Source organism: Puniceicoccus vermicola, from assembly GCF_014230055.1.
Lineage (GTDB): Bacteria > Verrucomicrobiota > Verrucomicrobiia > Opitutales > Puniceicoccaceae > Puniceicoccus > Puniceicoccus vermicola.
The window spans coordinates 1-13,446 of the sequence record NZ_JACHVA010000004.1 but is presented as its reverse complement, the minus strand read 5'-3'; the positions used below and the strand labels follow the sequence as shown (position 1 = coordinate 13,446).

Here is a 13,446-nt window from a genome sequence, read left to right as displayed (position 1 = left end):
GATCAATTCCGGGTTTCACTATATCGGAGTATTTTCGAGAGAAACCCCCGAAATGGAGGTTTTCAGGGACGATTTCTCTCAAACTTCGGATCTTTTGTTGAATCCGAGGCGATTGATTTCGTGCAGCTGGGAGTATTGCAGGAGCTTAGCGCGCCATTCCGGGGCCAAATTCTCACGGCTGGAGAACCAGAGTTCGCGGTGAATGCGTTGGAGGGCCTTCGGATCGTTGAGGCAGGATTCGATTTCTTTGGGAGAGAGCGAGGAGATGCCTTCGGAGAGCATTTTGTCCGCGATCTGGTCGGAGGTCTCTTCGGGTTCCTCGGACGCATTCAGCCGGACGTGGAGGGCGTGAACGTAGGGGTCGAGGAAAGCTAGGGAGGCTCCGGAAAGTGGACCTTTCGAGAGGCCATCTCGCATGTTCGCGGTGCCTTGGCGGAGATTGTCGAGAACCTCGGTAGGAGATTCTTCCTCGGGCATTGTCAAAATCTTTGCCCCAGAAGACTTGCGTCCTACGGAGGGGGAACCGAGAAGCATTGCGAGAGGGATGGACAGGGCGAGAGGAATGAAGATCGGGCTGAGCCACCAGAAAAAATCGGAGTTGAAACGCCATGCGACGGCGGCCCAAAGGATTCCGATGAGAGTGACGTGCCAAAGATTGCGAAAGGCGGTGGAGAAGGCGACTCCATCGCCCGCGTCTCGCGCTTGGGCATTCCATCCCGTTTTCGATCCGAGGGGGATCACGATCACGAAGACGCTGTGGAAAAACATCATGACGGGTGCGATCAGGGCCGAGAGGAAGCTCTCGGCCAAGACGTTGACTCCGGTGCGGAGGGGACCCGAGTCGCCGCGGCAGCCCGCGTCAAACCACGCCAGGAATTTCGGCCCCAGCAGGAGCATGGCGGTGTAGAGGAGGACGATTAACCCCTGGGTAGCGAGGCTGATGTCGAGGCCGAGGGACATCAGCATTCCGTCAATGGGGACGAAGCTCAGGCCGGTACGGGAGAATTGGACCACGACGAGCGTGCAGAGGACGAGGAATATGAGCCAGAGCAGTGAGCCGGCGTAGGAGAGGATGCCGTTCAGAAAATGTATCCGATTCCGCCCGGGGATCCCTTTGGCGAAGAGGAACCAGATGTGCTGCAGGTTGCCCTGACACCAGCGACGGTCGCGCTGCAGGGAGTCGAAGATATTCTCCGGCCCCTCCTCCCAGCTCCCTTCGGCTCCTGGGTAGAGCATGACCTTGTAGCCGGCTCGCCGCATGAGGGCGGCTTCGACAAAGTCGTGACTGAGGATACTGCCTCCCACGGGCTCCTTGTAGGGGAGGTCAGGGAGGTCGCAGTGCTCCATGAAGGCATTGACGCGGATGATGGCGTTGTGACCCCAATAGTTGCCGTGATTTCCCTGCCAGGTCGCAAGCCCCCGGGAGAAGTGCTCGCCGTAGACGCGGTTGGCAAACTGGAGAGCCCGTCCGAAAAGGGTCTGCGCTCGCCAAAGTCGGGGAACGGTTTGGAGGATGCCGAGCTGTGGGTCGGTCTCCATCGCGTCCACCATATTGGTGAGGGTGGGGCCTTCCATCACGCTGTCGGCGTCGAAGATGATCATGTAGCGGTAGCGCTGTCCCCATCTCTCGAGAAAGTCGCGAATGTTGCCTGCCTTTTTCCCGGTATTCTCTCGCCGCCTCCGGTAGTGGATGCGGTTGAGAGCGCCGAGTCGACGGGAGAGGGTCAACCAGCCCATTTCTTCCTCAACCCATTTGTCGGGATCACGGGTGTCGCTGAGGATGAAAAAGTCGAATTGATCGAGCCGCCCGGTTTTCTCGAGGGAGCGGTAGGTGGCCTCGAGGCCGGCAAGAACGCGGGCGGGCTCTTCGTTGTAGACGGGGAATAGGAGAGCGGTCGGAGCGGACCGGGATTCCTCGGTGCTCGGTGGAACGGAGCCCTTTTGCTTGAAGTTGGGCTTGAGGAAATATCCGACGACCCCTTGGCAGAATCCAAAGGAAACCTGCGCGAAGAGGATTGCCTGCACGACAATCATGGCGTGCTTGAGGCCATAGATCTGGGTGCGCCAGAGGAAATCGCTGAAGAGGAGAACTCCGACAATCCAGACGAAAAACCAGAGGGCGAAAAAGGCCCAGCCCGTTCCCGTCTTTCCGTCTTTGATCCACGGCTCGGGAGGTTTGTTTTCAGCGTTCATCGGGAAAAGTAGTAGAGGATGGCGACGAGAGAGATCCCGAAGATGGCGACGAATGCGCTCCGCAAGAGGGGGCGTTTGTCGAGGCCGCGAAGGGTTTGGTCTGCGAGGTTGGACCAGGGGCCGTAGTCGATGGGGCGTTCTCCCATGTGGCTCCGCCGGAATTCCGGTCCCGCTTCGATATAGTGAGTCTGTAGTTCCTCAATGATCTGTTTTGGCCAGGGGCCGGGTTGGAGAAAGTGTTGGCGCCAGCCGCTCCCGGCTCCGAAGAGGAGGAGAGAGAGGTAGCCTCTCTCAAGAATCTGCTCAGGGGGAGTGGAGTCCGGCAGGTTTAGCACTTCGCGAAACCACTGGCAGACGTGGGTTTCGCACTCAAGCAGGGCCGATGCTGCAACGCCTTCCTGAGGACTTTCGATTGTGCGGTCGACGGCTCGCTGAAGAATCCGGTGGATCAACCCGCTTCGCTGGAGGCTGTTATCGATGCGGAGGGCCGAAAGATAAGCATCTAGCCGGCGGTAGGCGTCATCCCAGTCTTTCTCGGTTGTTCCTTCCGGGAGTCTCCACTTTACGGTTTCCAAAGATGCGTCCATGTTTCGGTCAAAATTTGATCGTTGAAACGCAGAAAAGCTCGAAGATTCCCCTCAGTATCTTCTGGGGTTGGTTCGCGCAGGTAGAGGACCATACGCCAGCTATTGTTGTAGGGATTTTTTTGAAGGGTTTGCTCTTCGACGAGGTCCTCCGGCGTGGCGGAGAGAACGACTTCGACATTCTCCGAGGGGGCAATCCCAGCCAAGCTTCCGCCTCCCCAGTCGACTACGATCTGGCGGCGTCCATCGAGAGACCGCCCTTGGCGAGTGGCCTGGACCCAGCCGTTGGGCGATGGGTTGTTTGTCGGCACGCTTAGGTCGTAGGAAAAGGTGTAGGGCTGTTGCGCCTGAGGTGTCTCCTCGGGGATCCACATCGCGGCGATATTGTCTTCGGTCTCTTCCTCCACCGGAAGCTCCAAAAGATAGACCGAGCCTGCGCCAAAGCCATCCTTGGGGACGACCCAACCGCCCGGGCGGAGGTGGTAGGCGGCTTCGATGTCTTCATAGTTGCCGAAGATTCGGTCCCGTTGGAGGAGGCCCCATCCTTTCACTCCATCAAACTGGAAGAAGGATTCGGTGATTTCCTTGGGATTAATCAGAGGGCGACTGAGGAATTCCCCGGAAGAGGACTCCATGACGAGATTGTCGGAATCGTGAACCTCGGGGCGATAGTCGGCGGGGCGATCCATCGAAACCTCACCATACCAGAACATGCTGGAGAAAGGAGCGAGTCCGATCCGGGTAGGAATCTGGCGGAAGAAGAGGGTCGCCCGGATCTTCATGGTGGTGGGATCGCCGGGGATTAACTTGAACTCATAGGCGCCCGTGGCCCATTTGCCATCGAGGAGAGCGTAGAACAGGAGTTCGCGGTCCTTGGGCTTGGGTTTGCGCAGCCAAAACTCTCGGAAAATGGGGAAGGACTCGCCCGCGGCGGTTCCGGTGTTGATCGCCAATCCCCGGGAGGAGAGCCCCCAGATCTGACCTCGGCTAAGCATGCGGAAGTAGCTAGCCCCTTGGAACACGGCAACTTCGTCGTATACCTCAGGATTGTTCAAGGGGTAGAGAATCCGGATCCCGGCATATCCCAAGTCGCTGGGGAGGTCGGCGGCGAGGTCGCTGTTCTTCCCGTAGTCGAATAGCTCGGAAGAGTAGGGAATCTTCTGTTTGTGGGTGGGGGTCGTCTCGTTGACGGTCACCGATTCGTTGTAAAGATAGCCCAAGTGGAAAAACTCGATCCGGAAGGGGAGTTGCTCGTCGGCCCAAAGCGCTTTGATCGGATTGAAGCGAATCTCCCGGTAGTCATCGTAGTCGATTGACTGCAATTCCTCGGGAATCGTGTCCGGGGGGCTGTAGGGCTTCTCCGCCAGTCGCTTTGCAGCTTGTTCTACATAGGGGAAATCTACCGTCAGTCGTTCAGCACCAGCGGCCCAGGCATAGCTGCCCGCCAGGAGAGAAAGTAGAGTTCCGGTCCAGAGTCTTTTCCAGTCGGTCATTTTAGGAGACGAAGTCAGTCATTGAGGCGGACTCCATTGGAATCCGGGCCATGGATGATTGGGTTGGCTGCTTCTCTTGTTGAATCATTTTCGGTCACTATCTCGCTTTGATGTCCACCGATGGCGCAATCCGAAAAGTGACGCAAATCGCATCTTATCGTTCTTTTGACGGCAACGAGTAAAAGGTCACTTGCGCAACCATCACGAGCTCATGCGTTTAAGAGACGCTACGGGTGGTGAAGAAAGATTTGGTTGATTTCGTCGGGTCGAGGTGCTTTTAGCCATCGATTCGCCGACTCATGTTCGTCAGCTGCTGCTGATGGCGCGAGCGGTGATCGAGTTGACGGTAAAGTAGGACTTTTGCTAAATCCAAGGCGACCATCCAGATCAGGTTGTAGCCCCAAACCCACCCGATCCACTTCCAGGAAAGTTGAGGAACCAGCCAGCCAAACCCGCAGAGTGCCATGGCGACGATTTGGGTGAGAATCACAGCGCCCAACAATTGCCAGGAAGGGAAGGGGGGAATGAAGAACGGCTTTGACGTGCGGGCCAGGAGGAGCAGGAGATGTCCGGCGACCACCAACTGAAGAAAGAGCATCGACTGGAGGAGAGTCGGATCGGAGGAGAGGCCAAGCTTGTGAACTCCCAGCCAGAGGACGCCGAAGGTCTGGACTACGGAGAGGACTCCCAGGGTGCTGGCGATGGTGATCACCCGAGGCATATTCCAGCGGACCGGCTTGGGGTCGATTCGGGTGTTGTCGTAGGCGATACACATGATCGGGATGTCGTCCAAAAGGGCGAGGAGGATGATCATGATCGGGGTTAAAGGGTAGAAGCCGACTCCGCCGAGGGTCGGGAATATGAGCATGGCCAGAACGACAAAGATCATGATGTCGATCGTCATTGCGATGCGATAGATCGTGTAGCTGAGCATCCGCTCAAAAATTTGTCGCGCTAGCTCGACGGCTCGAACGATGACCGAGAGACCGGGCTGAGTGAGGATGAGGGCAGCGGCTCCTCGGGCGGCGTCCGTGGCCCCGGATACGGCGATCCCGACATCAGCTTGTTTGAGGGCGGGGGCATCGTTTACGCCGTCGCCGGTCATTCCGACAATGTGATTGCGGCGTTGCAGCGCTTTGACGATCCCATACTTGTGCTCGGGGAAGACCTCGGCGAATCCATCGGACTTCTCAATGGCTTCCGCTTTCCCGAGGGATAGATTGGCTGGGTCGTCATCCTTGGCGAAAAACTCGCTAGCGGGGTGAATATGGCTGCCGAGACCGAGTTGGCCCGAGATCTCGGCCGCGATGGCAGTGTTGTCTCCCGTAACCATCTTGACCTCAATTCCGTGCTCCTGCGCCTGCTCGATAGTCGATTTCGAATCGTCGCGGGGAGGATCGAAAAGGGAAAGGATTCCGAGGAAGTTCCACGATTCATTCTCACGGCGAGCGACTCCAAGAGTCCGGAGGCCCTTTTCGGCAAAGGTGTGGACGGTGGCTTCGGCCTTCTTCCGCTCATCCTCATTGAGATTGCAGAGATCGAAGATGACCTGGGGAGCACCCTTGCTGGCACAGATCGTCTCGCCATCAGGACTTTGCCAAGTGCCCTCCGTCCGTTTGGAGACCGGATCGAAGGGAAGGAACTTCTTGAGAGTGAAGGGCTTGAGCGATGCGGGATCGGGGAGCGAACTCATGACCGCAGAGTCAATGGCGTCGCTGTTATCTGTTTGTGAGGCCAGGGCGGCGGCTGAAATCAGGTCAGACTCGTCGCGGGCGCCGACTACTGCCGATTCCCCCAAGGTGATCTGGTTCTTGGTCAGGGTTCCCGTTTTATCGGAGCAGAGGATATCGATCCCGGCCAGCTCCTCGATTGCCTGAAGACGGGAGACGATGGCCTTTTGCTTGGAGAGAGCCAGCGCTCCAAGAGCCATGGTCACAGACAGGACAGCGGGCATAGCAACGGGAATGGAGGCTACGGCGAGGATGAGGACGAACTGGAGGATTTGAAGAAAGTCGTCCCCTCGTCCGAGTTGAATAATCGTGAGGAGAACGCAAAGGACCAACGCGAGCATGATCAGGAAGTTCCCGATATGGAGAACTGCCTTTTGAAAATGGCTTCCGGAGCCAGCGTTCTCGACGAGCTTGGCGGTCTTGGCAAAAAACGTATTGCCTCCCGTGGCGGTCACAATGGCGGTCATCGCGCCTTGTTTGGCCACGGAGCCCGAGTAGGCGATCTCACCAGTTTTCTTGGAAACGGGAAGGGACTCCCCTGTCAGCGAGGATTGGTCGATCGTGAGATAGTCTCCGTCGGCGAGCTTGGCGTCGGCGGGGATGATATCGCCCAGACGCATGCGAATCAGGTCACCAGGGACCAGCTCGCGAGCCTCGATATCCTGCCAGGTCCCATCGCGGCAGACACGCGCTTTTAAGGCGAGCTGCCCTTTCAAGGCTTCGAGAGCATTGGCGGCCCGAAATTCCTGAAAAAAGCCGATGCCAGCGTTTATCAACAGAAGGGAGAAAATAATGAGGAAGTCTCCCAAGTCTCTATTCACCAAGGAAAGGATCGCGGCGATCTCAATCATCCAAGGGATGGGTCCCCAGAAATAACTCAGGAAGAGTTTGAGCGAACTCCGTTGACTCGAGGTGAGCTCATTCGGGCCGATACTCTTCAACCGCTTGCCCGCTTCGTTGGAATCGAGCCCCTTCTCTCCAGATTCCAGAGTCGATTGCACTTCCTTAAGTGACATGTCCTTGGCGTCGTCCGCCGACAGAAAATCTTTCATAGCGAAATACCTGCTTTCGTTGCCAGCATGCCGACCATCGGAAGTGAAGTCACTTCAATTCCAAAAACAGTTGGGTCGATTCTGGAACCCAGAACTCAGGAATCGTTTATCGATTACACCTCAATTCGCTTGAAATGGAGTTTTGGTCGATTTTGTCAATTTAAATTAACCTGGTTTATTATATTGTGTAAGATGTTCTATTCCAATGCTTTGGGTTCTTTCGGGTCGGGGCTCCTCGATGGCGAAAGCCCCTCGGAAGGGCATCAATGGAAGACGACGGTCTTGTTGTGATAGACGAGGATGCGGCTATCGAGATGCCATCGGATGGCTTGGGCGAGGACGGTTTTTTCGAGGTCGCGCCCTCGTCGGGTGAGTTCGGAGACCGAGTCGCGGTGGTTCACGCGGCTGACGTCCTGGTGGATGATGGGACCCTCGTCGAGATCTGCGGTGGCATAATGGGCGGTGGCTCCAATCAGTTTCACGCCGCGGGCATAGGCTTGGTGGTAAGGTTTGCCACCGGCGAATGCGGGAAGAAAAGAATGGTGGATGTTGATGACCGGGACCTCGAGTCTCTGCAGGAGTTCGGCGGAGAGCACTTGCATGTAGCGGGCGAGGACGACGACATCGACCTGGTATTCACGGCAAAGACGGACCTGCTCATTCTCGGAGTTTTCCCGCTCCTCACTGCCTCTTGGCCCAATGGGGATGTGGTGGAAGGGGATGCCGTAGCTCTCCGCAGATTTGCGCAGGGTTTCGTGATTGGAGAGGATGCAGGCGACCTCTCCATGAAATTCGCCGGCCTGTGCCCGGAGGAGAACGTCGTGGAAACAGTGTGGGATTTTCGAAACGAAGAGAGCGATCCGGGGAACGACATCGGAGCGGCTGACTTGCACCTTCATTCCGAGTTCGCGGGTGGCGAAATCGGCGAAGGCATTGCCTTCGGCCTCACACTTTTCCGGCGAATCGCTGTTGGTTGGGACCCACTCGACCCTCTGAAAGAAGATGTGCTCCTCCGGGTCCTGGTGCTGGTCGGCGTGGAGGATGTTGCCTCCCCGCTCGAAGATCCAGCCGGAGACCCGTGCAACGATCCCCGGACGGTCGGGACCGGAGAGGAGGGCAATGAGCCGAATTTTGCTCATTGGCTCTTCTTGGCGTGGTCGAGTCGGGTGAGTTCGACAAACTCCTGAATCGACCGGACCTCGACGTCTTTCCCGCGGAGGGCACGAATTCCCTGAACGGCGGCGGCAGCTCCGGAGAGAGTCGTCATGATGCAGATGCGATGGAGAATCGCTTCTCGGCGGATCACACCTTCGTCTTTGCGTGGCATCATTCCCATGGGGGTGTTGATGATCATCTGAATCTCATTGTTCTTGATGAGGTCCGACACATTTGGACGGCCCCCGTCGCTGATCTTCTCGATCGCGGTAACTTCGAAGCCTTGCTCCTTTAGGTAGTTGGCTGTGCCGCGGGTGGCGACGATCTTGAACCCGAGGTCGATGAATTCGCGAACGATATCCAGGCAGCGTGGTTTGTCTTCCGGTTTGACCGAGATGAAAACATTGCCCTTCTGCGGGAGGGAAGGTTGGACTGCCATCTGGGTCTTTGCGAAGGCGATTCCGAGGTCCTCGTCGATTCCCATGACTTCCCCGGTGCTTCGCATTTCCGGAGTGAGCACGATCGGCGCTCCGAGGAAACGGGCGAAGGGGAAGACGGATTCCTTGATCGCGTAGTAGGGAGGGATGACTTCTTTGGTGAAGCCCAGGTCCTTGAGTTTCTCGCCGGCCATGACGCGGGCGGCATACTTTGCGAGGGGAACGCCCGTGGCCTTACTGACGAAGGGAACGGTGCGGGAGGCTCGTGGGTTTACCTCGAGGAGGTAGACCTCGCGGTCCTTGATGGCGAACTGGATATTCATCAGTCCGATGACGCCCAGCGATTTGGCGAGCGAATGAGTGGCAGTGCGCATCTCATCGATCATTTCCTTGTCGAGGGTGTGCGGTGGGAGGACCATGGCGGCATCACCCGAGTGGACGCCTGCGTACTCGATGTGCTCCAGCATTCCGCCGATGACGGTGGTTTCGCCATCGCTAATGCAGTCAACGTCGACCTCGATCGCATCCTCGAGGAATTTGTCGAGGAGGACGGGCTTGCCCGGAGCGGCGTCGAAGGCTTCGCGGACGACAGACTTCAGCTCCGCCATGTTGTAGACGATGAACATTCCGCGACCGCCGAGAACGAAGGAAGGCCGGAGGAGAACGGGGAATCCGATCTGGCCAGCCATTTCGTAGGCCTCCTCAGGGGAGATGGCGGTGTTGTTGATCGGTTGCTTCAGGCCGGTCTTTTCCAGAATGGCTTTGAAGCGGCGCCGGTCTTCGGCGAGGTCAATGTTGTCGGGCGAGGTGCCGATGATTTTAACCCCGTGTGCCTTGAGGTCGGTCGCCAAGTTCAACGGAGTTTGCCCGCCGAATTGGACGATCACACCGTCGCATTGTTCTTGGGAATAGATTTCGAGAACGTCCTCCAGGGTGAGCGGCTCGAAATAAAGTCGGTCCGAGGTGTCGTAGTCGGTCGAGACGGTCTCTGGATTGGAGTTGACCATGATGGTCTCATAACCCGCTTCGCGGAGAGCGAAGGAGGCGTGAACACAGCAGTAGTCGAACTCGATTCCCTGGCCGATTCGGTTGGGCCCGCCGCCGAGAATCATGATCTTCTTGCGGTCGGAGGGAACAATCTCGTTCTCGTCTCCGTAGGAAGAGTAGTAGTAGGGCGTGTAGGCTTCGAACTCAGCCGCACAGGTGTCGACGAGGCGATAGGTCGTGTTGACGCCAAATTCTGCACGCTTCTTACGGACGGTCTGGCGAGTCGTTTCACAGAGGCGGGAAATCTGTTGATCAGAAAATCCCATTTCCTTGGCCCGGCGTAGTTGGAGGGCGTCGAGACTGTCGAGAGGCGTCGAGCGGAGGAATTCCTCCATATCGCAGATTTCCTTCAACTGGTGAAGGAACCAGACGTCGATGAACGTGATTTGATGGATTTCTTCGATCGAGAAGCCGTTGCGCAAGGCATTGCGGACGTGGAAAGCCCGGGTGCAGGTTGCGCGGGCCAGACCGGCGCGAATCTCCTCGTGGTCACTGGTATTCCAGCGGTCGTCGGCATAGCCCTCGACCCCGATCTCCATCGAGCGGAAGGCTTTCTGAAAAGATTCCTTGAAGGTGCGTCCGATTGCCATAGCTTCCCCGACGGATTTCATCGAGGAGGTTAGGGTGTCGTCGGCGCCGGGGAACTTTTCGAAGGTGAAGCGTGGAATCTTCGTCACCACGTAGTCGATGCTCGGCTCGAAGGAGGCCGGCGTCTGGCGGGTGATGTCATTCGCCAGCTCGTCGAGGCTATAGCCCACGGCGAGTTTCGCGGCGATCTTGGCGATCGGGAAACCAGTCGCTTTGGAAGCCAGAGCAGAACTGCGGGAAACCCGGGGGTTCATCTCGATCACGACCATGCGGCCATTGGACGGATCCACGGCAAACTGGATGTTGCTGCCGCCGGTTTCGACGCCGACCTCGCGGATGCAGGCGAACGAAGCGTCGCGCATCAGCTGGTATTCCTTGTCGGTCAAAGTCATGGCCGGAGCCACCGTGATCGAGTCACCAGTGTGGACGCCCATGGGGTCGAAGTTTTCGATCGAGCAAATGACGACGCACTGGTCCTTGTGGTCGCGCATGACCTCCATCTCATACTCTTTCCAGCCCAGGAGGCATTCTTCGATGAGAATCTCGTGGACGGGGGAGAGCTCGAGACCGTTGGTCACAATGTCGACGAATTCTTCGCGGTTGTAGGCGATGCCACCCCCGCTTCCACCGAGGGTATAGCTCGGACGAATGATGAGGGGGAAATTTCCGATCTCGGCGGCGGCCTCTTCGGCACCTTGAAGGCTGGAGACGGTCTTGGACCGGGCAACATCGAGACCGATCTTGAGCATCGCTTCCTTGAAGAGCTCGCGGTCTTCACCCTTTTCGATGGCGGCAAAGTTGGCGCCGATGAGCTGAACGTTGTAGCGGTCAAGGATTCCCAGACGCGAGAGGTCCATCGAAAGGTTGAGCCCAGTCTGACCTCCCAACGTGGGGAGGAGGGCATCCGGACGCTCCTTGGCGATGATCTTCTCCAGAATCTCCGGGATCAGCGGCTCGATGTAGGTCACATCGGCGAACTCGGGGTCGGTCATAATCGTCGCGGGGTTGCTGTTGACCAAGATCACTCGGTATCCCTCCTCGCGAAGGGCTTTACAGGCTTGCGCGCCGCTGTAATCGAATTCACAGGCCTGACCGATAACAATCGGGCCGGATCCAACAATCAGGATGGTTTTTAAATCCTCTCTTTTTGGCATTTGGGGAGAAGATGAAGGATCGGCAACGACGTATGAAGCAAAATCTTCCGAATCTGGGCCTCCTTCGGTCGATTTTCAGAAGGAATCGACATTCCTTGGCGAATCAGAGGGGTTTGCGCGGCAAATTTTGATAGATTCTGGGGCGCACTTGAAGGTCGGTGAAAAATGCGAAAGGTTATTCTTATGAAAAAAGTAGCGATATTTGGGGCTAGCGGAAAAATTGGACGGATCTTGTCCGAAAAGCTTGCTGCCGATCAGGAATGGGAACCGCTCGCCGTAATTCGGGACGAATTGCAGGTTGATTCGTTTGCCACGAGCGGCATCGGAACAGTGCTTGGTGATTTGGAAGGTGATTTTGCCGCCGCGCTGGAAGATGTGGATGCGGTGGTGTTTACGGCGGGATCCGGAGCCCACACGGGAAAGGACAAAACCCTTCTCATCGATCTTTGGGGGGCGGTGCGAGTGATCCGGGAGTGCGTGAAATCCGGTCCGAAGCGTTTTATTATTGTCAGCGCCCAGCGCGCCGGGGATCCGGACGAAGTATCGGGAGGCATCAAACCCTACCTCGTCGCAAAATGGGCGGCCGACGAAGAACTTCTGCGGAGTGGTCTTGATTTCACCATCTTGCGTCCCGGACGATTGCTGGATGAGGCCGGGACGGGGAAGATCGAAGCCGCCGAAAAGCTGTCCACTCGCCATGGAGAAATTTCCAGAGAGGACGTTGCCTCAGCCATCCTGCACAGCTTGCGAGAGGATAAGACTGTGGGGAAGGTCGTCGAGATGGTCGGCGGCGATACGCCGATCCCGGAATCGTTTTGATGCTTTCTCTTGTCCGTGGGACGAATTTATAAAACTCAGTCCCGTGATCCCATTCTGAGCGCGTAATTTCGGTCTCCACATTCAATCGTCTGGTTTTTAATGGGTGACGAACCATCAGTTTTGAGAAAACCCTCAATCGGAGCGCGGAATTCATTCCGCCCCGATTGAGAGGTGTGGCTGTTTCCGAATATTTAACGAAGTCCTTTGAGGCTGATTCGCCTCAGACGTAGAAGCTGGTAGTAGGTTATCCGCTTTTGGACAGGCGGCCGGTTAGTGTCCAAAATCTTTCGCAAAAAGGTCCAAGTGCCTCAAGGCGTTGGTGATTGGTTTATGATGTTTAGTTGATGTTGATGTCAATAGCCCCCCATGGGGGGCTGGCGATTTTCAGGCGGTTTGTTGAAGTTCGATTTCCTCAAGCTTGGTCATATCCATATATTTTCGGGTATCTGACCACGATTTTGTGGCGATGTATCTAAGTCTGGCGCAGGCGAGCATGAGAGCGCTTTTCCCATCCGGGAAGCTTCCGACCACTCGGGTTCTGCGACGTATCTCCTTCATGATCCTTTCGAGCATATTGTTGGTGCGGATGCTGCGGTGGTGCTCTCTGGGGAAACGGTAGTAGGTGAGCGATTCGTCGATTCCCTGAAGCAGGATGCTGGCTGCAGGACCGAGCTTCAAGTCTTCGAGCTTGGCGGCCACGGAGATTGCTTTTTCGCGGGCACTTTGGGCATCTTCCTGGGCATGGATTGCCTTGAGCATAGGGATCACCTCCTCGCGCTTTTGTTTGGGCACTTTGTGTAGGATGTTTTTATGGAAGTGGAAGACACATCGTTGCCATTTGGCTTGCGGATAAAACTCCGGTAAGGCCTCGATCAACCCGGCTGCCTTATCGGAGATCGCCAGATCGATCCGGCGCAGTCCCCGCCCGTATAGGTTGCGAAGCAGGTTCCTCCAGCTCTCCTTGTCTTCGCTCATGCCCTCGCTCACTCCGAGCACCTCGCGGAATCCCATCTCGTTCACTCCGATGGCCACGAGGATACTGACGTTCTCGACCTCGCCTCCCCAAGCCCGCTTGAGCCAAAGGCCGTCCAGGTAGGTATACACGTAGCGATTCCTGAGCGGCCTCTGCCGCCACTCCTCAATACGCTCGTAAATCTTCTGGTTGAGGTTACTGACCGTCGAGGGACTTACCCG

At 56.8% G+C, this 13,446-nt stretch carries 8 protein-coding genes; 1 reads left to right on the top strand and 7 read right to left on the bottom strand.

What is annotated here, in order from left to right:
• Positions 1 to 78: 78 nt before the first annotated feature.
• The 6 genes from mdoH to carB form a co-directional block, all read right to left on the bottom strand.
• Positions 79 to 2,193 (bottom strand): glucans biosynthesis glucosyltransferase MdoH, encoded by a 2,115-nt coding sequence (gene mdoH / locus H5P30_RS00115; RefSeq protein ID WP_185690936.1) that lies wholly within the window; start codon positions 2,191 to 2,193, stop codon positions 79 to 81.
• Positions 2,190 to 2,780 carry a hypothetical protein gene (locus tag H5P30_RS00110; RefSeq protein WP_185690935.1) on the bottom strand — a complete coding sequence of 197 codons (591 nt, stop codon included), beginning with the start codon at positions 2,778 to 2,780 and terminating at the stop codon, positions 2,190 to 2,192. Before H5P30_RS00110 ends, mdoH begins: the two co-directional genes overlap by 4 nt.
• Positions 2,756 to 4,270: an OpgD/OpgG family glucan biosynthesis protein gene (locus tag H5P30_RS00105; protein WP_185690934.1), complete on the bottom strand. Its 1,515-nt coding sequence runs from the start codon at positions 4,268 to 4,270 to the stop codon at positions 2,756 to 2,758. The genes H5P30_RS00110 and H5P30_RS00105 overlap by 25 nt, the downstream gene beginning before the upstream one ends.
• A 277-nt stretch (positions 4,271 to 4,547) precedes the next feature.
• Positions 4,548 to 7,052, bottom strand: a complete 2,505-nt coding sequence (locus tag H5P30_RS00100; protein WP_221774242.1) for a plasma-membrane proton-efflux P-type ATPase — start codon at positions 7,050 to 7,052, stop codon at positions 4,548 to 4,550.
• Positions 7,053 to 7,315: 263 nt separating this feature from the next.
• Positions 7,316 to 8,191: a formyltetrahydrofolate deformylase gene (gene purU / locus H5P30_RS00095; RefSeq protein ID WP_185690933.1), complete on the bottom strand. Its 876-nt coding sequence runs from the start codon at positions 8,189 to 8,191 to the stop codon at positions 7,316 to 7,318.
• Positions 8,188 to 11,433 (bottom strand): carbamoyl-phosphate synthase large subunit, encoded by a 3,246-nt coding sequence (gene carB, locus H5P30_RS00090; RefSeq protein WP_185690932.1) that lies wholly within the window; start codon positions 11,431 to 11,433, stop codon positions 8,188 to 8,190. Before carB ends, purU begins: the two co-directional genes overlap by 4 nt.
• Before the next feature lie 183 nt (positions 11,434 to 11,616).
• Between carB and H5P30_RS00085 the strand changes: the two genes are divergently transcribed.
• Positions 11,617 to 12,252, top strand: coding sequence for an SDR family oxidoreductase (locus H5P30_RS00085; protein ID WP_185690931.1), 636 nt, complete (start codon positions 11,617 to 11,619; stop codon positions 12,250 to 12,252).
• Positions 12,253 to 12,636: 384 nt separating this feature from the next.
• On the opposite strand, the gene H5P30_RS00080 is transcribed toward H5P30_RS00085, so the two are convergent.
• The coding region (locus H5P30_RS00080; protein ID WP_185690930.1) for an IS256 family transposase at positions 12,637 to 13,446 on the bottom strand (810 nt) is incomplete at its 5' end.